The organism is Sphingobacterium endophyticum, from assembly GCF_009733535.1.
GTDB classification, from domain to species: Bacteria; Bacteroidota; Bacteroidia; order Sphingobacteriales; family Sphingobacteriaceae; genus Sphingobacterium; species Sphingobacterium endophyticum.
Genome location: NZ_SMMI01000005.1, coordinates 195,364 through 214,831, shown reverse-complemented (window position 1 = coordinate 214,831; position 19,468 = coordinate 195,364). Strand labels below are relative to the sequence as shown.

The following is a 19,468-nucleotide window of genomic DNA, read 5'->3' as shown; positions in this document are numbered from 1 at the left end:
TTTGAGCTTAACTCTTAAAATGTAAATACTATTTTTCCTCTAGTATGTCCTTCTAAAACTTTTGTATATGCTTTAGCTGCCTCCGAAAATGGAAATGTTGCATCAATTTCCCAATTGAATTTTCCAGATGCAATTCCATCTACTACATGTTGTAAGTTTTTTGGATTACGCTTTACCCATATTGGAATTACACGAGGTGATGAAGATCTTTTACCAGCTATGCTACTGATAATTCCATTTTCTTTAACAGTAGCTAATGAGGCTTGGGTAGCTTCTTCAGTCCCCGCCATATCAACTGAAGCATCAAATGCCTCTGGGTGAACTTCTTTAATTCGCTCAATTAAACCATCACCATACTCAATTGCCGTTGCACCTAATTGTTTAACATAGTCAAGATTTCTTTTGGATGCTGTTCCAACCACCTTAATCCCTCTTTCTATTGCCAATTGAACTGTGATTGAACCAACACCTCCCGATGCACCATGGATTAACAAAGATTGTATAGGACCCAATTCGTCCAAAATAGTCATCGCCGTCTGTGCAACACCAGGAATTGATCCTGCAACTTCAAAGGATATATTTTCAGGTTTCCTGATGAGATTCCCAATAGGTATATCAATAACCGTTGCATGAGTAAATCCACCCCCTGAACCTAAAACAATATCGCCAATCTTAAATCCTTCTGGATTGTCACCAATAGCAATAATTTCACCGCTAAACTCGGTCCCAAATGTTTGTGGCAAGGCTGCATGTTTAAATTCTCCAGTCATCCTGCGAGCATCAATCGGATTGATTCCTGCTACCTTAGTTTTTATTCTTGCAAAGCCATTTTCCAAACCTTCAAATTTGTAATCCTGAAAAGATAACACATCGGATTGTCCATAGGAATTAGCGATGAGTATAGTAGAAATTGTATTTTGATTTTCCATTGTTCTTCAATTTGTTGATACAAAATTAAATATACAAATGCTATTAAATGGTATTACTTACCTTCTGGTAACCACTATCCTAAAGGTAACTAATACCCATTAACTAGCCATAAAATAGTTGTTTCCAATTTTTTTAAACACTTTCTATCTATAACCTGTTGTTTATTAAACGTTAAGGTATGAAGGTTTTAGTGATTTTAGGGCACCCGAGAAAGGATAGTTATAATGCAGAATTAGCAGAGGCATATATTTCTGGAGCTAAAGAGGCGGGTGTCGAAATTGAATACTTAGCCTTGGCAGACCTCGAATTTGAAATAAATGTAAGTACTCCTTCTTCACAAGATCAATTCATGGAGAAGGATTTAATCAAATCTCAGAAGTTAATAAAATGGGCAGACCACCTCGTCTTTGTTTTTCCAACTTGGTGGGGAAATATGCCAGCCTTATTGAAAGGCTTTATTGACCGTGTTTTTACACCTGGATTTGCCTTCTATGAAATTCAACCCGATGCTTTTCAAAAATTACTCAGTCCTCGAACTGCACAACTAATTATAACCATGGATACCCCTGTTATTATTGATAGATTAGTGAATGGTGCGCCTTCAACAAAGTCAATCAGCAATGCAACCCTTAAATTCTGTGGTGTGAAACCCGTCAGAAAAATAATCTTTAGCCCTATCAAGCATTCTTCATTGGAAAAGAAACAAAAATGGATTCAACAAGTCTACGAATTAGGCAAAAACCTTGAAAATGGAGTGCTTGGCCCCTGGGAAAAACTTTGGAAAAATGTCAGCCCTTGGATTCAGGCAGTGCGATTCCAATTCTATCCAATGACATTTTTTGCCTATGGAGTTGGCTCATTGATCTATTCCAATATTTTTAATCAATTTGATTATCAGGTATTTATTTTAGGGTATCTCGTATTGTTCTTAATAGAAGTAATAACTGTTTTCAGCAATGATTATTTTGATAAAACAACAGATCGATTAAACAAATATTTCAGCACTTTTTCGGGAGGATCTAGAGTACTTGTAAATGGATTGATTTCCGATGCTCAGATTAAAAAAGCCATGATTATCCTATTTAGTTTAGGATGTATTGCCACAGTACTATTGGGGTTTTTATCCCTATCAGCATTCCATCATGTCATATTAACTATAGTTGCATTATTTCTCATAGCAATTTCTTATACGGCTCCTCCTTTAAAATTCTCTTATAATGGATTGGGAGAACTTGTTGTCGGATTTACTCATAGCTTTGCAGTTATATTATGCGGATTTATTTTCCAAGGTGGAAATATTGCAAATCCAACGCCTTGGATTGTTGGAATCCCATTGTTCTTTTCAATAGTTCCAGCTATTATTATGGCAGGTATTCCAGATTATTATGCTGATAAACAAGCAGGAAAAGGCACTTTAGTCGTTAGAATGGGTGTGAAAAATGCAATTTTTCTGGCAATCATTTTTGTGTGTCTTTCATTGGTATCCGCCATGCTAATTATTCATGACTCTGCTTTCGAAATATTTTTTGACGATATTATTTACTTATCAATTGCTCATGCTTTATTACTAATTTATATGCTATTGAATTTCATAGGTAAAAGAAAAAAACCAAAGAGAATTGATGGAATGATGGCAATTGCTTTAATGTATATTCTTTGGTTCGTCTTGGTACCCTTTTTTAAATTGGTTTAAAACTGAAGTATTTGTCTTTCTCAATTTAAATCGCTAAATATTTTGATAAATATTTACCCTACAGTTAAACTATTTTTTTGTTTTCTGGTCATATTTTTAGATTAACGTATAACCAGATCCAAATGAAATTATTATTATCCCAGAAAATACAAATACTATCTATCCTATTCCTTCTTTTATTTTTATCTAACACTTTATTTGCTCAGAAATTATGGGTCGGTGGAAATAGTCAATCTCCTAGAATATGCATAATTGAAGATGCTCTTTACCTTTATCTTGACTTTAAAGGCAACATCAAAGAGATTGAACCAGCTTTCGGAATTAAAGGAAACGATCATATACAAACTGATATTAGAAGAAGGATTATACAAGTTGCTGACTTAAAATTTTCGTATGATCTAAGAAATAAACTAATAAAAGTTGGCAATACAACAATCGAATATGACTTAAATGATTTCATCGATAAAATTGGAAAAAGCAAAATTGTATATGATATCCAGGGACGAATTATAAAAATTGGAGATAACCCCGTTTTGTATGATTTCTTTTCTGGAAAAGTTAATCAAATGGGTATTCAAAAGGTCGAATATGATTTAGATGGTAGAGTCAGGAAATTTGGATCTCTAGAGATTGACTATGATTTAAATAATCGAATTAATAAAATCGGAGAGGTTTCTATAGCCTATGATTTAAATAAACGTATCGAAAAAATTGGAAATCAATTGATTCATTATGATTTGCATAATCGAATTGTATTAATTGGAGATCGAAAAATCGAATATGATATGAAAGGAAAAATTCAATCAGTAAGCGGACACACCGAAGATAAATTTGTTCAACTTTTCAGATTAATATCAAGAATGAACTTAGAGTCCTAAAAATTCCAGAAAATACTCATCGAATAAATGCTATATTTATTTTAATCATTTTACCTTTTCAAATTATGGTTCTGAATAAAATAATCCTGATCTCCCTTTTTATTTCTGTATGTTTCGGAAGTGATACTCCTGTTAATAAATATAGTCAGAAAGAGCAATGGAAATTGGTCTGGCATGATGAATTCAATTACAAAGGTTTACCAGATTCAACCAAATGGAATTTCGACACAGCAGGAAATGCTTACGACTGGGGGAACCAAGAATCCCAATTTTATACAGATAAAGATACTTCAAATGCTTATGTGGATGGAAAATCATTAACCATTACCGCTCTGCGAAAAAATGTTGGTAAGAAGAATTATACATCAGCCCGATTGACAAGTAAGAATAAAGGTGATTGGAAGTACGGTAAATTAGAAATTCGTGCAAAAGTTCCTACTGGCCGAGGCACTTGGCCAGCAATTTGGATGCTACCTACCGACGAAAAGTTTGGTGGATGGCCTAAAAGCGGAGAAATTGATATCATGGAGTACGTAGGTTGGAATCCAGATTATTTATTTGGAACAGTACATACTGAAAGCTTTAACCATACCAAAAATACCCAAAGAGGAGATTCCATTAGAGTTCAAGGATTGGACAAGTCTTTTCATATTTTTGAAGTAGAGTGGGACCAGGACTCATTTAAGTTTGAAATCGATAATCAACCCTATTTTACATATAAAAAAGAAGGCGATACAGCTCAAGAGTGGCCTTTTGATGAACGATTTCACCTTTTATTGAACCTAGCTATTGGTGGCTCATGGGGTGGAGAGAAAGGAATAGACGATGAATTATTCCCGCATAAGTTTGTTATTGATTATGTTAGAGTATATCAGAAAATGTAAAAACTTGCCCTATGTCAAGTATATATCAATAGGTTACCAATAACTTTGAAATACATTTAAACTCTAACGTTATGGACAAGGCAAAATCATCTCAATTAAATATTGTTATTCCTGCATACAGAATGCATACACAGACATTTTTGAATGTCCTTCAGGATATATCTGATGCAGATGCTGCTAAAAGAATCGATAATAGAACAAACCATTTAATATGGATGGCAGGAAATTATGTTAATGTACGTTACGGCATGGGGTCAGTGTTAGGTTTAACAGATGTTGACCCTTATCAGGACCTATTTTTCATGGGAAAGGCATTAGACACAACTAAAGAATATCCTTCCTTAAATCAATTACTTAACAATTTTCATCAAATATCTCCAAAAGTTTACCAAGCTCTGTTATCAGTAAGTGATGACACCCTTGCAGAAATGTTCGAGATCCATATGGATATTCCATTTATCAAAGAAGATAAATTGAATTTTATTGGAATGTGTATTGGCAGACAGGATTATTTATGCGGCCAAATGGCCCTGATGAGGCGAATACTTGATTATCCAAGTATGAAATACGACGTTGATGAAAAAATAAATTATTAAGATCCCCCAAAGGGTTGAATAAATCGTGAAAGCGGATGTTGTCCAGCGCTTTAGCTCTGGAAACTATTTCCTATTGACGATACTGGAATGTAGTTTAAGTACTGGTGAATTAATCCTATAAATATTAAAATTAAAAACATCCATGAATATTTTAAATCCATGGCTGTTTTAATGAGTTTTTTCAATTAAATCAATGAACTTCTTACTTCTTTAATTTCGCTAAAAGTTCATCTAATTGGTATAAATCTTGGGTCATGCCTTCTTTGAATCCCATGGAAATCGTAGATTCAAGATCTGCTAATTTTTCGAACGTCAATACGATGTCAACCTTCGATTTATCATCAGATGCACTAAAAGTGTTTTCCCATAAATTCTCGGGCATATCTTGGTTTACAGTACCATTTTCATCGCAAAAACCATCTTTGGACTTAAAAGATTTTCCTTCATTTATCGCGATATAGCTGGATTTACTCCAATGTTTCTCACCCTCTGGACTAACCATAGCATATAACCATGAACCACCCTCACGGAAATCCATCTTCTTTGTCTCGGCACGCCATGGTTCGGGACCCCACCATTGATCCAATAATTCTGCCTTGGTCCATGCGTCCCAAACTAATTTTAATTCCGCATCAAATTCCTTTTGAATATGAATGCTGTTGTTTTCTTTGTTGACTTTAAAGTCAAATAATAAATTGCTTTTCATCTTCTTGCGTTTTAATCGTTAGAATTAGCTATCCATTTTCATACTAGTAGAAGTATCTAAAATTGGATAAGTTTTCATTTTTTTAAATTAATAAATGAAACCATGTAGTTGCAAATATAATTGCAACCATTCGGTTTCGCAAGAATTTTTTTATTTTTTTTTATTCAAGTAGGATAGAAGTAATTAAAGGATGAAGCTTACGAGTTCAACCGATTTCCTTTCAAAATCCAATTCTAAAAAGAAGCCGCACCTAAATTTTTAATTTTGATGCGGCCTTTTCGAGTAATCCCAAATAAACAAAATTCAATTCTTTTCTTTCGGATTTTCATTTTTAGAACCGTAGTTCTTAATATATAGTTAGTGTGACTTCATTGCTTTTTTTAACGATATATTTTCACCGGTCTTACATTAATCTATAAGCTTTAAAATAATCTGCTTTTAAAAAGGTATGATAGCTCACGATAAATCCACATTCATCTAATGTCACTTTTTCTTCTGGAACCATTTCATATACTTTCGTTCCATTTATAAAGAAAATTAGTTTATCATTCCGTAATTCAACCCTTACAACATTCATTGCTTTATTTTTAATTACTTTATTATAAAGCCAATCTTGGTGAACCACATATTCTTCACCTACACTTTCATCTACCCGAAACTTACTTATCCCATTTAAGGTAATCCGGTAAAAAGTTTTATCAGATTTTTTATAATTAAATATCAATCCTGCCGATCCAGGATTATCTCCTCCTGTATTAGTCAAGGAATAACGTGCTTCTATTGCGGTCCTCGGCAGCGATTGATCAAATATCGCTGGTATAGTAATATGGTAGGTATATTCGCTATCCTCATTTAAGTAATTATAATAGCCATCTTTTATATCAATCGTAACAGGTCCCTTTGTCCCAGTCCAGAATATACCAGTAGCATCATTAAAATTATCTTCATAAACTATAGTCTCCTCAAAGGAGGCTGTGCCATCCTTGCTACAGGAATTAAAAAGCAGAACTAATATCGAAGCAAATAATAAGGTTAACTTTCTCATAATTATATTATTTTCTTAATCAAAGTTCCCGAGTTATCCATTTGATTACAATACTCCGTAGGGAGTATTTTTAACTGTGGGTAGGTATCAATAGCAAATTTTGATTAATATTATACTATGTATTCTATTAGACTGCTTATCCTTTTTCTTCTTGCATTACGCGTATCCTATGCATCTGCCCAGGATAATAGATATTCTGGTCTAAATCAAAAACTACAAAGGACAAATTCTAATGCTGAAAAATCCAGAATATATTTTTTAACGGCTGATACAATTGCTTTTGCTGATAGTTTGAAAGCAATAAAAATGATTAGAGAGGGTATTCAACTTAGTAAAAATAATCCGATGTATGTGGGGATGGGTTATTTTTATTTGGGAAGAAGATACCTGGATTATTCCCTGCCACAAGCTAATTCTGTTCTGGATTCTGCAATTGAAATATTGAATACAATCAAAACAAAGGAAGCATACCTTTATTTAAGCAGGGCATGGGCAAATAAGGCTTTATTGGCTCAAATGGCAGAGGATAATCAGACTTTTGTAAGGCTTTATTTGGAAAAAGTAATCCCATTTGCTGGATTGGCAGATGATAGCCTCCGCATGGCTGATGGATATAGCAATATCGCCATACCATTTCTAAATCATGAAAATTTTGATAGAGCAACCTTTTATCTCCAAAAATCAATAGACATCTTTAAACGTTTGGCACCCAACGACCCTCGAGCTATTGATGTCTATGCCCACCTAGCCAAAGTTTATCTTTTGCAAAAGAGACCAATTGATGCTGAAAAATATATCCTGGCTGGAAATTCACTTCTCAAAAAAAATCAAGAATCAATATATGGACCTAACTTCTATTCCATGGAGGCTATGTATTATATAATGATCAGGAAATGGAATCAAGCCGAAAATAGCATAAAAGCTGGTTTAGAAATTGCTGAAAAGCTCAATAGTAGATTTGAAATAAAGTTATTGTACTATCAACGATCTGAGTTGTTAATGGCTCAAAACAAATGGTCCGAAGCCAAAGAGGTACTGCTCATGCTGCTTGACAAAGGTCATGTTGAGTTCGATACAGATAAGAAAAAATTATTTGCTGCATTAAGTTTTCTTGAGGTTCAAATGGGGAATTATAAAGAAGCATATGAATGGACAACTAAGCAACTCGATGCTTCCGAGAAAATATATCAAAGAGAAACCAAAACTAAAATTGCCGATCTGGAAGCAAAGTACAATTTTGTCCAAAAGGAAAAAGAATTGATAATTGAACGAGAAAAGGCAAAAAAACAACAAATCCTCATCTGGATAATTATTTTTTCTTTGTTAATATCCTTGATACTATTCTACTATTGGTGGAGAAATCGTAAAATAAAAAATGAACGAGAGGTACAGAACTTGAAACAACAGCAGCAAATTGAATTAGGAAAAGCCTTATTGCAAGGGGAGGAGAATGAACGAAAAAGATTGGCAAGGGACCTTCATGATGGACTTGGAGGAATGCTCGCTGGAATAAAGCTGAACCTTTCACATATGGTCAATGATAAGCAAGACCTGCAACAGGTAGACCTCCAACAGACCATTGATAGATTGGGGAAATCAGTACATGAATTACGTAGAATTTCCCGCAATATGATGCCTGAATCCCTTCTTCAATCAGGATTAGAAGTAGCCCTGAGAGATCTTTGTGAAGATGCAATAGTTCCCGGAACCCAGATATCATCCTCTTTTTTTGACCTCCATGAGCGTCTAGCGCCTCAAGTTAAGGTTATGATTTATAGAATAATCCAAGAACTATTGACAAATGCAATAAAACATGCCCATGCATCTAAAATTATAGTGCAATGCAGCCAAGCTGATGAGTATTTTTTTATCACCATTGAAGATAATGGAAAAGGATTTGATTTAGACCAAAAAAAACGTACTAGCCAGGGCTTAGGGAACATTCAAAACAGAGTGGAAATATTGAAAGGAAAATTAGATATAGATTCTTCAAAAGAAGGGACTGTAATCAACATAGAACTTTATGTCGGATAATATAAAAAAACGGAAAGTTGTCATTGTAGATGACCATCCTTTAGTAATTGAGGGGTTTAAAAATGTACTGAAGGACCATTTAGATTTTCAAATAGTCGGACAATTTAGAAAGGCAGAAGATTTCCAGAATTTTATGGCAACCGAAGTTGTGGATATCATACTTTTGGATATCACCCTTCCAGATGGAAATGGAATACATATTTGCAGGGAAGTTAAACAGGCAAATCCTGAAATCATTGTTTTGGGAATTAGTAATTTGAGCGAAAGAAGTATTGTAAAGCAGATGCTTCAAAATGGAGCTAACGGATATTTATTAAAGACTGCTGATTCAAATGATATTTTATATTGTTTGCAAGCAGCAATTGATGGTGAAATTGTCCTGAGCCAAGAAATAAGGGAATTGTTTGATATGGCAGACCTACGTAAACCCGAAGATATTCCAGAACTTACAAAACGTGAAAAACAGATCCTACAATTACTAGCAGAAGGAAAAAAATCGCTTGAAATAGCGGAAAGCTTATTTATAAGCCCACTGACAGTGAAAACCCATCGAGCAACTCTTCTTCAGAAATTCCAGACGGGTAGCCTCGTAATCCTAATCAATAAAGCAAAAGAATATGGTTTGTTGTAGTTTGTTTAATAATGCATTTATTTGTTAATTATTGAGATTGCTTTTTCCAAAATTTCATCTTTTCCCTGCCTAATTCCTAATATAGTAGGCTTTACATTGATATCTGGAATGATTCCTACCCTTTGTGTCTCCTTCCCATTAGGGTAATAAATTCCCATACCCGAAAATGCCGTCGAAATATTACCGGGTAAGCTCAAATACGAAACATTTCCATCAGCTCCTGCTGTTGTACTTCCAATTACTGTCGTATTTTTACCTGCCTGGAAGGCCATTGTTGTAAATTCTGATTGACTTTGAGAATATTCATTAATAAGAACTATAATCTTTCCATTATAGACTGGGAATGTTGGAGAAATAATACTTCCATTTCTTAAAATAAACTCACCGGGATTCTTTGAATTAGCAATGGAAACCTTTGCAAATATTGCTGGTGCCTCTACTAAATATGAACCTAATATATAGGGTACAAATTCATTGGGGTAATTACGAATATCAATAATAATGGCCTTAGTATTCTTAAAAGTTTTCATAATTTCACGTATTTCGTATGTCTTGATACTTTCAAGTGTAATATATCCTATATTATCTGCTAACAGCTTATATGATTTTTTCTCTTTCCTTGTCTTCATTGAATTATTCCATCCCAATTTTTCATAGCTAAATAATGGCACGGTAACAGATTTATTTTGATTTGAAGTAATTACTTTTAAATTAAGATGATCCTTTGATGACCTTAAAAGATCCCTAGAAATGTCTCTCAATTTGACATCTTCATTAGAAGCAGGATAAAAATCACTAATACTCTCAATGATAGCTCTAATTTCTTTTCCGTCTATATGAGTAATGATATCACCAATCTTAAGCTTGCCTGATTTTTTCAATGCAGGATTTGGATATTCAACAACTACCAGTTTGTTTTCAATAAACCTGGCAATAAATGGAAGAGATTTGTCCCCCCTAATTTCCTGTATCTTATCATGTCCAGCATAAATATTTCCATGAGTATCATTAATTTCTCCGATAATTCGTAGCACTGCAAACTCATATTCCAATTCATTCTTTGCATTTAAGAAAATTGGGATATATAATTTCAATATTTCATTCCAATTCTTGTCAGTCAAATATTTATATGGAAAGAAATATTCAATCATATTCCAATATCTAAACAGTGATAATAATCTAAACCCGGGGTCCGGATAGGGCATTTCAGGATAAGCATTTTCATTTGTAAATTCTGGATTACCTATTTTTGGATGAAACTTAACATAATAATTATCAAGCTGATTTCGATTTTTGTAAATTTCAATTAATCTATTTTTTAAGTCATTCGATAAATTGTAATTATTCAACCAAGAATGGTCTGCTTTTAAAAATGCTTTTTTTGCAGACTCCTGACAGGTTTTGCATGTAGGGATTGTTCCGAGTTTATCTATCCAATGAATTAGTATGATATCTCTATTTTTATTATCTGAAGCATTTAAATAAGCGGGTAAAATCCTAAAAAGTTCATAATCCCAATTATAATCGCCTGAAGAAACCTTCGGATGATGATATTTAAGAAATCCCCAAATTCTACCCAATAATTCAAGATTTCGCACTTTGTTCTCATCTATAGCTATAAAATCCAGCTTTGAACTATTATCAAATTCCTTGTCGATATTAGGGACAACAGCTTGGATGTCTTTATGATTGAGTGGTTTTCCGTCAATTAGAACTTGAAAATTGTCAAACCATAACTTTCCCGAACCAAATAGATATCCTCCTATAATTATCTTTTCAGTTCTTTCAGGATTTAAAGGTAGTTTGATGGAATATTCCTGCCAATCTCTCTTACCCTTAATTAGGTTATAACTATCTAAGCTTTTATAAATATTATTAGGTTCCAACTTAATCGAAAGGCTCCCAAAACCATCATTTGAAATTTCAGATTTTATATATCCTTTTAATACTATTTCCTTTCCTTTATAGTTGGCAGGTAGGTCAAGAGCAATCTCCTTAAATTTTCTTATTGAATCAATATTTTCAATTAAAATGGAATATTTTCCTTGTTGTTTGTTTAATGTATCAACCGTAATAATAACACTAGAATCTCCTGAATTCTTCCAATTCAGCGGAATATTATCTTTTACAAGTTCAATGTCTAAATTTATCTGTTTTAGGGTAGAATCATTTGAAATCTGCCTACAGCTGAAAAATATAAGGAAAGATATTAGAAAGATTGCTCTAGGAGTAGTTTTCACAAATAAATTATTAATGTTAGCAAATGATAAATATTATCATACTTTTTTTGAGACATTCTAAAATTTAACAGAATTGTTTCTATGAAGTTACAATTTATTATTGAACATTATTTTTTTATAGCTATCAGCAAAACTCTTAATTATTTCAGTTTTCCAGTGCCATTTTTATATAAATCCGTTAGTATTCGATTTAATAAAAAGCCTAATTGGCTGTTTCTTTGTTTAAATATCAATAAAGGAATTTTATGAAGGATTTAAATTTGAAGTCGATAATATTTGTTTTAGGCATACTGATATTCCTTGCTTCATGTAGCAAGAACGAGGTTGAAGATCAGGATCCGGGTGAAATCGATACTCCGATCACAAAGCCTCCAACAGCAAAACCTCTAACTTTTTTCTATGCAGGTTATAAATATAATAACGATTATAAATCTGCTGATCGATACGCAATATTGAGTATAGGTGATTCGCTAATTAACCTCTCGCCAAACTTACGTTCTGATGCGGTTGCCATCGCAGCTGTAAATAATAAAGAAGCCCACCTAACAGGGTATCAGTTGAATGCAGCAGGGAAGAAGAGGGTTACATATTGGAAAAACAATAAGTTAACATACCTGACAACTGCCGGTAACAATAATACAGGTACAGCAATCGGCGTTTTTGGTTCAAAAGTGTATGTTGCAGGGAGTAGAGATAATTTGAGTTTATACGGACTATTTCTTTGGACCAATACTATTGAATCAAGGCTAGCTTGTTGTCTGGCTCAATCAAAAGTAACCTCAATAACGGAAGCTGCAGGTAAGCCTTATTCAACAGGTAGATTTGCCAGTAATGCCCATATGTTTACTGTGGGAAGTGCAATGGCATTGGCTGGCCCCAATACCTATGCCGATTATATACATGCAATCGATAAGGATATCTATGTTATTGGGCATGAAAATTATAATAGCAATTCAGATGCAGCAGTAGTTTGGAAAAATGATGTAGAAATATTCAAGCTTCCACTTGGAGATTTGGTATCAAACGTTGTAGGAACCATGTCGGGAAAGGATTACTATTTTGTGGCTAACTTTTACAAGAATAATAAAGGAACAACAGTTGTTTACAAAAACAAAACCAAGCTTTATCAACTTAGTCCTGATAAAAGCATTGCTGCAAATGCAATTCAAGTTGTATCAGGAAAGGTATATATTGTCGGAAATTATTTAAATGGAACTAAATCGACTCCTATACTTTGGACAGATGGAAAAGCTAAAGTATTATTCGCAGAAGGTAAAAAAATCTATCTGAATGATTTTGTGGTAAAATAAACAGGTAAAAAATAACGAAAAATAGTATTGATAGCTTCAAAAATGGAACAATTGTTCAGTTTGAAAGATTAATAGTTTTTGATATTATTGGCATGAAAGTTAGGATTTATATTCTAACTTTTTCTTTTGGCAAAAACGAAATAAGAAATTAAAAATTTTGAATCAATTGCATTTAATAAAAAATCCTATTTCATATATTGTTGGAATTATCAAGTTTATAGCATTTTAAAAACAAAAAAACTCAAAACAACCAACTATGAATAATGATAAAACAGAACCCGAAAAATTTCAACATAACCCATTTACACAGACTTTCTTTCATGGTACAAAAGCCGATTTAAAAATCGGCGATTATATTTCACCAGGATATCAATGTAATTACATGGAAAATAGAAAATTAAATCATATTTATGTTGCCTCAACATTGACGGCTGCAATATGGGGAGCAGAATTGGCAATAGGGGATGCACCCCAAAGAATTTATTTAGTTGAGCCTACAGGAGAAATTGAGAATGACCCAAATGTAACCGACAAAAAGTTCCCTGGAAATCCTACCATGCCCTACAGATCAACACAACCATTTAAAATCATAGGAGAGGTAAAGACTTGGCAGCCCCATTCGAGCGAAGAAATCAAAGCAATGAAAAATGGTCTGCGAAATCTTAGAGAGCAGGGTATTGATTTGATAATTGATTGATTCCAACTAAATAATAACCAATGAATGTTGAATTAAGTACCCCAAGGTTGTTTATCAAAGCCTTAGATTTATCTGACGCTCCATTTATTTACAATTTGCTAAATACAGATGGATGGAAAAAATATATTGGAGACAAGAATATTCAGAGCACTGAAGACGCCGCAAATTACATTTCAAAGATTTTAGAAAATAAGAACTACCATTACTTTGTTTTTTCTTTGAAGGAAGCAAAATCCCCTTTAGGTTTAATTACTTTTCTATTCCGTGATACGCAGGACTTTCCCGATTTAGGATTTGCTATTTTACCACAATATGAAGGCTTTGGATATGCATACGAAGCAGCTGAACGGGTTCTAGAGTTTGCAAAAGAAAAACTTAACCCCGAAAAGATTATTGCGATATTATATCCCGACAATTCAAAATCCATACATTTATTGACCAGGCTAAATTTCAAATTTCAAGAAAATTTTATTGAAGGTGATTTGACCTTAGCAAAATATGTATATTTAGACAGGACATCAATCTAAATGCATGGAAATTAAAAAATTATGTCATTTATTTTGCTTCGTCATTGACAGCAGTCAATGACGAAGATTTTTATAAAACCTAATTTATAACGCTTTTAAGTGTTTTAATATTAATGCGTTGGTTTAATAAGGAAGTTCCTTGCAATTGTATCCAAGTACTTGAACTGCTGCAGAAATATCAACAGCCTTGATTTCCTCACCTTCAATACGTAAGATCTTGTCGCAATCCTCCAAATCAAAATTTATCTTCAGTTCTGGATAACAAGTTATTAGCTCCTGTATAACTAAATTAGCTTGTCTACTTGTTTGCACATTTGTTTCAAATACAATAACCATATATAATGCTCCTTTTGCTATTTTTTTTTCTTACCAAATTGATTCAAAGATATACCTGCATTAAAATAGAATGCGGCACCTGGAGTTGCCTGTAGGATGTAATCTCTTTGTGCAGCTGTTTTTTCAAAAACCCTGGAATTTGGAGAATTTCTATATCCTGTTTTGAAGGTGGCAATAAAAGATTTCCCAAGTTTGTATTCATAAGTTAAACCAGAATTTATATCAATCTGATATAGAGCATAAGTCTTTTTAGTCTCATCTATATTATGTAAATAAAAATAGGTACTTCCTAATTCACTCCCGATGGACAATCTTCCATTTTGACCTATATTTTTTCGTAAATAAGATCCTTTAGGCAATAATATATCAGCTATAAGTCCTTTTCCGAAATCTTGCCTGTAAGTAAAGGAAGGCAAAGCTGGAAGCAAAGCACTTGGATCAAGAAACGCAATTATTCCAACACTTAATAGGGATTCTCGTGAAGCTTTTAATAAGATGTTTGCTGATGCCATACCACGCATGCGTTCGTGAAATCTTTTATCACTGCCATCAGTAATGAGACTTCCTGAGTAAATAACAGTTTTACCGAAAACCTTGGAAAAATAGGTCAGGTTTAGTGATTGCGAATGATAGTGATATTGTTCATTTTTCATTTGCCCCGCATTCATTGAAAGATATCTATAGAATAATGTAGTACCTACAACAAAATTGTTCTTCTTGAAAAAGTTTAAATTGGCACTGCCTTGAAAGTGGTATAAATTATTTATTTCGGTTTCAGGAATATCTGCCCCCATATACTTGGATGAAAATTTGTAAGGTGTTAATTGTTTGTATTCCAAATTAATCACACTTGTCACTGGGAATTTATTAGAAAAATAGGATATTCCTTTACGACTAGTGCTATCCTGGCCTTGAGCTAGAACTACATTGTACTTTATCATGATGCTGCCAACCACTAATATTTTTTTTAATCTATTAATAAATTTGTACATTATCTGTCAAGGCGTAAAATAGTTGAATTTGGATAATCCATCAGGAAGTAACGATCGTGGATTCTATCTTCGGGTTTTTCTTTAAAGTGTAACGCTAATAACTCGAAGTTATGACTCTGAGGTTCGTTAACAAACACATGCCATAATTCTTTCAAATCAACATGGTCTTTATACAATTGGATAGAAAAATGTCCAGAAAATAAGTCTGCGATATCGTAAAATACAATTCCTATTCTGACGTTATCATAGTAAGTGTGATTGACCTTTCCCTGAATTGAGTTCTCGTTGAAAATCAATAAACCTAAAGATTCCTCATCTGAATTATAAGAATGAATAAAGCGGCACAAATCAGCCAATTGAACCATTTTTTGTATCTTTTCAGAATCTGATAATGAAATCTCATCATCTATGTACTGAGCGAGTGTTGTGAAGTTTTCAAGTGTCATATTTACTTAATTGATGGAACAAAGGAAATAAATAGGATAATTTGATTTTTCCTTTTTATACTAACCCCTTTAAATTTTATACAAACCATGCGCTAATAGCACCTTTGTATAAAAGGTGGATTGTTTGGTATAATATCTAACATGCATCCACCTTATATTTTAATTTTGTCCATTATTGATGACAATATGTAATGAAAAAGTTCATGCAAGATTTCCAAAACAATAATATAATCACCTACCTCATAGATGATCGATATCGCTTCTTAAGACATGTAAGCTTTCTTTTCGGTTTTTTGTTAGTCTTCTATTATAGGGCTCACATCACGCAACAGTTGACTGATGAGTTTAGGCTCTATTTTTTGTTCTCTATTTGGTCAATATTTATGCTGATGTTTTATTTAAATATGTATTTTCTTGTTCCTGTTTTTTTCTTCAATTCACAGTATTTAATATATCTATTAATGCTAATAGCACTGGTAATTTTATGTCTGACCTTGACAGCATATCTCACAGAGCAGTATTTAGTCTTACCAAGAACTTCTAGTGGAGGTGTAGAACAACAGCGTTTCAGAACCTTACATGAAGGAATCATCATTTCTATTCCAATAATATTGCTTACAACTGCCTTAAAATTATTTCAAAGGTGGATTAAGGATAATGAACGGATTTTAGAACTAAAAAATATAGCTTTAACAATGGAGCTTAATGAATTGAAAAATCAGATTAATCCACATTTCCTTTTTAACAGCCTTAATAATGTGAAGGCATTGATACGTAAAAATCCAGAGAAAGCTACAGAAACCATATTAAAATTATCCGATTTCTTAAGATATCTGCTTTATGAAAATAACGAAGATAAGACTTCACTCGCGTCTGAAATCAAGTTTATTTCAAATTTTCTAAATCTTGAAGAAATTAGAAGAGAAAAGTTTTCTATTCAGATCATAGCTGAGATAGAGAATGTAACTCTAAACAGTATTAAGGTGCCTCCAAATCTTTTTACGACCTTTGTGGAAAATGCAGTAAAGCATAGTAGGCTTGAAGATGATATTCAAACTTTCGTCAAAATTCGCTTTTACCTCCAAGATGATGAACTGTATTTTATCTGTAGAAATTCCAAAACTCAAACACCAATTAATATTAAACATTGTGGATTAGGTCTCAAAAATATAAGCAGGCGTTTGAAACTTTTATATGCAGATACGTATGATCTAAAAATAGAAAGCGATGAAAATGTGTACAATGTAAAACTAAAAATTCCTCTAAGATGAAATGTATTATTATAGATGACGAACCTTTAGCAAGAGAAGAGCTACAGATATTAATTAATGAAGTCTCTAAATTAGAAATAATAGGTGACTTTTCTACTGCGAGATCAGCGCTTGATTTTATCCAAAAGAACCAGGTCGATCTAATTTTTCTAGATATCCAGATGCCAGGAATTTCGGGTTTGGAATTTGCAGAGAAAATTGATGGTAATACTTTAATCATTTTCACAACAGCGTATTCAAAATATGCCGTAAAGTGTTTCGAGTTTGATGCACTGGATTATATATTGAAACCGGTTAATTCTACCCGCCTTAAAAAAGCTATAGACAAGGCTTTTACATATTCAAGATTACTATCATTAAATACTGCTAAAAGTGAGATTGAGGAAGCAGGTACTGAGTTTTTGCTTATAAAAGCAGAAAGAAGATTTTACAAAGTTTTGTTTTCCGATATTCGATATATTGAGGGATTGAAAGATTATGTAATTATCCACACGCATAATCAGAAACTGATAACCGCAATGAACCTCAAATCTGTCTATCAAAAATTACCATGCAATCTATTTATTAGAGTGAGTAAATCATATATAGTAAACTTCAACTATGTTATTTCTTTTGACCATTATTCCATTTTTGTTGAAGAGCAAGAGATACCATTGGGTGAAGTTTTTAAAAAGGATTTTTTCAGTAGGTATTCTGCTGGACTTTTATCAGGAAAATGATTTTAACTGGTAATTTCATATCCTAGATAAAAATCAACCGAAAACGCAGAGTTAATAGACTCAATAAGGTTTTTGAAAGTTTCATCAATAAATCTCAAATGCTGCATCAAACACTCTTGCTTCTTCTATCTCCCAAATATGATTTACAACTTGATTTTCTCAATAAAATAAAAAACTTATTTGTTCTGCTTTCTATTAGTTAGATTATGGTAAGACGAAAAATATTAATAGTAAAGCATAAGAATGCCTTTTAAAACAAAAAAATGAAACTATTATTTATATTTATTGTTAATTAAGAACCAATATATAAACTATTATGAAGCTATATTCCTTAATTTTTTCATTTTTATTTTTATATACTAACCTAACTTTTTCACAAGAACTTACAGTTATAAAAGGAGTGATTAAAAATCTGCCGGACAGTATAAAATTCATAAATCTTTCAACTGACTCGGGCTATCATTATATGAAATTAAATCATGGGAAATTTGATTTTAAGATAAATAATGATCATGGAAAAGATAAATTGAACCATGCTTATTTTGTTCTTAGTAAAACAGAATTTCCGACACTTCAGATCTTACAAGATGAGTTATTTAAAAGATCTGAGATTTCTTGGGAAAAGGATCCAATATCTATTTTAATTGACTCCAATTTATTAGAAATAGAAATTGATGCTAATGAAAAGATAGCTTTAATAAATGGAAGCAAACTCAACGTGCAGAACTCCGAGATGGTAAAGTTGTCCAAAGAAGTGCGGAAAAGATATAAACAAAAAATCATGCCTGATGAAGAAGTAGGTAACTGGTCTGTTTCAGAAAACTTGAAAATTGCACAGAGATACCCTGCTTCTTTGCTTACAATAAACTATTTAAATAGAATATTAGATGATCCTATTATGGCAGCTGGTCTTCAGCAACTCACTCATGGAAGCTTAGATACCATAAATAATCTGATAACAGATTTAAAAACTTATCAACTACCTAAAGGAAGTTTAGATGAATTGCTCAAAAACCAAGAATTGGTAAACAACAGATACCAACTTAAGGATGGAATCCCTTTTCCAGAGATTATGATAAGCAATGTAAAGAACGAACAATTCAATATAAAAGATGTCTTGAAGCAAACAGATTATGTGGTGGTTGATTTTTGGGCGACGTGGTGTAAGCCTTGTTTGGCTCAACATCCCGAATTCGAAAGAATAGCTCTTGGAAGTAAAAAGAACATCAAGTTTATTGGAATATCGGTAGATAAACAAATAGATACCTGGAATTCTCACTTAAATAATCATCCATTTAAGTATGATAACTTTTGGTTTGGAGATGATTCAGAAAATATTCTCAAAAATTCATTGGGATTAAATAGCTTTCCAACTTATATGATTATTGAAAGCAATTCTGGCAAGGTAATCCGGACAGGATTTACAATCGACAAGTTGGAAGAATTATTGGCAGCGTTGGAATAATTTTTTGATAATGAATCTTTAATTAATAGTAACTTAATAACATTCGCTGCAATGAAAACTCTGGCTTC

At 32.8% G+C, this 19,468-nt stretch carries 19 protein-coding genes; 12 read left to right on the top strand and 7 right to left on the bottom strand.

Annotated elements, in window-relative coordinates; genetic code table 11:
- Window positions 1-14: 14 nt before the first annotated feature.
- Window positions 15-929, bottom strand: a complete 915-nt coding sequence (locus tag E0Y80_RS08900; RefSeq protein WP_156307313.1) for an NADP-dependent oxidoreductase — start codon at window positions 927-929, stop codon at window positions 15-17.
- A gap of 179 nt (window positions 930-1,108) precedes the next feature.
- On the opposite strand from E0Y80_RS08900, the gene E0Y80_RS08895 reads away from it, so the two are divergent.
- From E0Y80_RS08895 to E0Y80_RS08880, 4 genes are all read left to right on the top strand, one after another.
- Entirely contained in the window at window positions 1,109-2,623 is a 1,515-nt protein-coding gene (locus E0Y80_RS08895; protein ID WP_156307312.1) for an NAD(P)H-dependent oxidoreductase, read from the top strand.
- Window positions 2,624-2,745: 122 nt separating this feature from the next.
- Window positions 2,746-3,501: a hypothetical protein gene (locus tag E0Y80_RS08890; protein WP_156307311.1), complete on the top strand. Its 756-nt coding sequence runs from the start codon at window positions 2,746-2,748 to the stop codon at window positions 3,499-3,501.
- Window positions 3,502-3,566: 65 nt separating this feature from the next.
- A complete protein-coding gene (locus tag E0Y80_RS08885; RefSeq protein WP_156307310.1) occupies window positions 3,567-4,385 on the top strand; it encodes a glycoside hydrolase family 16 protein in 819 nt (272 codons plus the stop codon).
- Between the two features lie 71 nt (window positions 4,386-4,456).
- Entirely contained in the window at window positions 4,457-4,981 is a 525-nt protein-coding gene (locus E0Y80_RS08880) for a DinB family protein (RefSeq protein WP_156307309.1), read from the top strand.
- Window positions 4,982-5,183: 202 nt separating this feature from the next.
- Here E0Y80_RS08880 and E0Y80_RS08875 read toward each other — a convergent pair whose 3' ends face one another.
- Together E0Y80_RS08875 and E0Y80_RS08870 are read right to left on the bottom strand one after the other, a co-directional pair.
- Window positions 5,184-5,687, bottom strand: a complete 504-nt coding sequence (locus tag E0Y80_RS08875) for an SRPBCC family protein (protein WP_156307308.1) — start codon at window positions 5,685-5,687, stop codon at window positions 5,184-5,186.
- 403 nt (window positions 5,688-6,090) lie between these two features.
- Entirely contained in the window at window positions 6,091-6,732 is a 642-nt protein-coding gene (locus E0Y80_RS08870; RefSeq protein ID WP_156307307.1) for a hypothetical protein, read from the bottom strand.
- 117 nt (window positions 6,733-6,849) lie between these two features.
- On the opposite strand from E0Y80_RS08870, the gene E0Y80_RS08865 reads away from it, so the two are divergent.
- The gene (locus E0Y80_RS08865) at window positions 6,850-8,766 is read left to right on the top strand and encodes a tetratricopeptide repeat-containing sensor histidine kinase (RefSeq protein WP_156307306.1); all 1,917 of its coding nucleotides are present in this window, start codon (window positions 6,850-6,852) and stop codon (window positions 8,764-8,766) included.
- On the top strand, window positions 8,756-9,397 hold the full coding sequence (locus E0Y80_RS08860) for a response regulator (RefSeq protein WP_156307305.1): 642 nt from the start codon (window positions 8,756-8,758) through the stop codon (window positions 9,395-9,397). The genes E0Y80_RS08865 and E0Y80_RS08860 overlap by 11 nt, the downstream gene beginning before the upstream one ends.
- Before the next feature lie 17 nt (window positions 9,398-9,414).
- Here E0Y80_RS08860 and E0Y80_RS08855 read toward each other — a convergent pair whose 3' ends face one another.
- Window positions 9,415-11,637, bottom strand: coding sequence for a S41 family peptidase (locus tag E0Y80_RS08855; RefSeq protein WP_156307304.1), 2,223 nt, complete (start codon window positions 11,635-11,637; stop codon window positions 9,415-9,417).
- Window positions 11,638-11,882: 245 nt separating this feature from the next.
- Between E0Y80_RS08855 and E0Y80_RS08850 the strand changes: the two genes are divergently transcribed.
- From E0Y80_RS08850 to E0Y80_RS08840, 3 genes are all read left to right on the top strand, one after another.
- Entirely contained in the window at window positions 11,883-12,947 is a 1,065-nt protein-coding gene (locus E0Y80_RS08850) for a hypothetical protein (protein ID WP_156307303.1), read from the top strand.
- Between the two features lie 256 nt (window positions 12,948-13,203).
- Window positions 13,204-13,644, top strand: a complete 441-nt coding sequence (gene arr, locus E0Y80_RS08845) for an NAD(+)--rifampin ADP-ribosyltransferase (RefSeq protein WP_156307302.1) — start codon at window positions 13,204-13,206, stop codon at window positions 13,642-13,644.
- A gap of 20 nt (window positions 13,645-13,664) precedes the next feature.
- Entirely contained in the window at window positions 13,665-14,171 is a 507-nt protein-coding gene (locus E0Y80_RS08840; protein WP_156307301.1) for a GNAT family N-acetyltransferase, read from the top strand.
- A gap of 123 nt (window positions 14,172-14,294) precedes the next feature.
- Here E0Y80_RS08840 and E0Y80_RS08835 read toward each other — a convergent pair whose 3' ends face one another.
- From E0Y80_RS08835 to E0Y80_RS08825, 3 genes are read right to left on the bottom strand one after another with little or no spacing between them, the layout of a single operon-like run.
- A complete protein-coding gene (locus E0Y80_RS08835) occupies window positions 14,295-14,507 on the bottom strand; it encodes a hypothetical protein (protein WP_156307300.1) in 213 nt (70 codons plus the stop codon).
- Window positions 14,508-14,524: 17 nt separating this feature from the next.
- Window positions 14,525-15,499, bottom strand: coding sequence for a hypothetical protein (locus E0Y80_RS08830; protein WP_156307299.1), 975 nt, complete (start codon window positions 15,497-15,499; stop codon window positions 14,525-14,527).
- On the bottom strand, window positions 15,499-15,945 hold the full coding sequence (locus E0Y80_RS08825) for a hypothetical protein (RefSeq protein WP_156307298.1): 447 nt from the start codon (window positions 15,943-15,945) through the stop codon (window positions 15,499-15,501). Before E0Y80_RS08825 ends, E0Y80_RS08830 begins: the two co-directional genes overlap by 1 nt.
- Before the next feature lie 461 nt (window positions 15,946-16,406).
- Between E0Y80_RS08825 and E0Y80_RS08820 the strand changes: the two genes are divergently transcribed.
- The 3 genes from E0Y80_RS08820 (at window position 16,407) to E0Y80_RS08810 (ending at window position 19,400) form a co-directional block, all read left to right on the top strand.
- Window positions 16,407-17,216 (top strand): sensor histidine kinase, encoded by an 810-nt coding sequence (locus E0Y80_RS08820; protein ID WP_197091526.1) that lies wholly within the window; start codon window positions 16,407-16,409, stop codon window positions 17,214-17,216.
- Window positions 17,213-17,935: a LytR/AlgR family response regulator transcription factor gene (locus E0Y80_RS08815; RefSeq protein WP_156307297.1), complete on the top strand. Its 723-nt coding sequence runs from the start codon at window positions 17,213-17,215 to the stop codon at window positions 17,933-17,935. The genes E0Y80_RS08820 and E0Y80_RS08815 overlap by 4 nt, the downstream gene beginning before the upstream one ends.
- A 466-nt stretch (window positions 17,936-18,401) precedes the next feature.
- Entirely contained in the window at window positions 18,402-19,400 is a 999-nt protein-coding gene (locus tag E0Y80_RS08810; protein WP_197091525.1) for a TlpA family protein disulfide reductase, read from the top strand.
- Window positions 19,401-19,468: the final 68 nt, after the last annotated feature.

Coding starts and splice junctions, on each gene's coding strand:
- E0Y80_RS08900 (WP_156307313.1), bottom strand. CDS start 929: ATGGAAAATCAAAATACAATTTCTACTATACTCATCGCTAATTCCTAT.
- E0Y80_RS08895 (WP_156307312.1), top strand. CDS start 1,109: ATGAAGGTTTTAGTGATTTTAGGGCACCCGAGAAAGGATAGTTATAAT.
- E0Y80_RS08890 (WP_156307311.1), top strand. CDS start 2,746: ATGAAATTATTATTATCCCAGAAAATACAAATACTATCTATCCTATTC.
- E0Y80_RS08885 (WP_156307310.1), top strand. CDS start 3,567: ATGGTTCTGAATAAAATAATCCTGATCTCCCTTTTTATTTCTGTATGT.
- E0Y80_RS08880 (WP_156307309.1), top strand. CDS start 4,457: ATGGACAAGGCAAAATCATCTCAATTAAATATTGTTATTCCTGCATAC.
- E0Y80_RS08875 (WP_156307308.1), bottom strand. CDS start 5,687: ATGAAAAGCAATTTATTATTTGACTTTAAAGTCAACAAAGAAAACAAC.
- E0Y80_RS08870 (WP_156307307.1), bottom strand. CDS start 6,732: ATGAGAAAGTTAACCTTATTATTTGCTTCGATATTAGTTCTGCTTTTT.
- E0Y80_RS08865 (WP_156307306.1), top strand. CDS start 6,850: ATGTATTCTATTAGACTGCTTATCCTTTTTCTTCTTGCATTACGCGTA.
- E0Y80_RS08860 (WP_156307305.1), top strand. CDS start 8,756: ATGTCGGATAATATAAAAAAACGGAAAGTTGTCATTGTAGATGACCAT.
- E0Y80_RS08850 (WP_156307303.1), top strand. CDS start 11,883: ATGAAGGATTTAAATTTGAAGTCGATAATATTTGTTTTAGGCATACTG.
- arr (WP_156307302.1), top strand. CDS start 13,204: ATGAATAATGATAAAACAGAACCCGAAAAATTTCAACATAACCCATTT.
- E0Y80_RS08840 (WP_156307301.1), top strand. CDS start 13,665: ATGAATGTTGAATTAAGTACCCCAAGGTTGTTTATCAAAGCCTTAGAT.
- E0Y80_RS08835 (WP_156307300.1), bottom strand. CDS start 14,507: ATGGTTATTGTATTTGAAACAAATGTGCAAACAAGTAGACAAGCTAAT.
- E0Y80_RS08830 (WP_156307299.1), bottom strand. CDS start 15,499: ATGTACAAATTTATTAATAGATTAAAAAAAATATTAGTGGTTGGCAGC.
- E0Y80_RS08825 (WP_156307298.1), bottom strand. CDS start 15,945: ATGACACTTGAAAACTTCACAACACTCGCTCAGTACATAGATGATGAG.
- E0Y80_RS08820 (WP_197091526.1), top strand. CDS start 16,407: ATGCTAATAGCACTGGTAATTTTATGTCTGACCTTGACAGCATATCTC.
- E0Y80_RS08815 (WP_156307297.1), top strand. CDS start 17,213: ATGAAATGTATTATTATAGATGACGAACCTTTAGCAAGAGAAGAGCTA.
- E0Y80_RS08810 (WP_197091525.1), top strand. CDS start 18,402: ATGAAATTAAATCATGGGAAATTTGATTTTAAGATAAATAATGATCAT.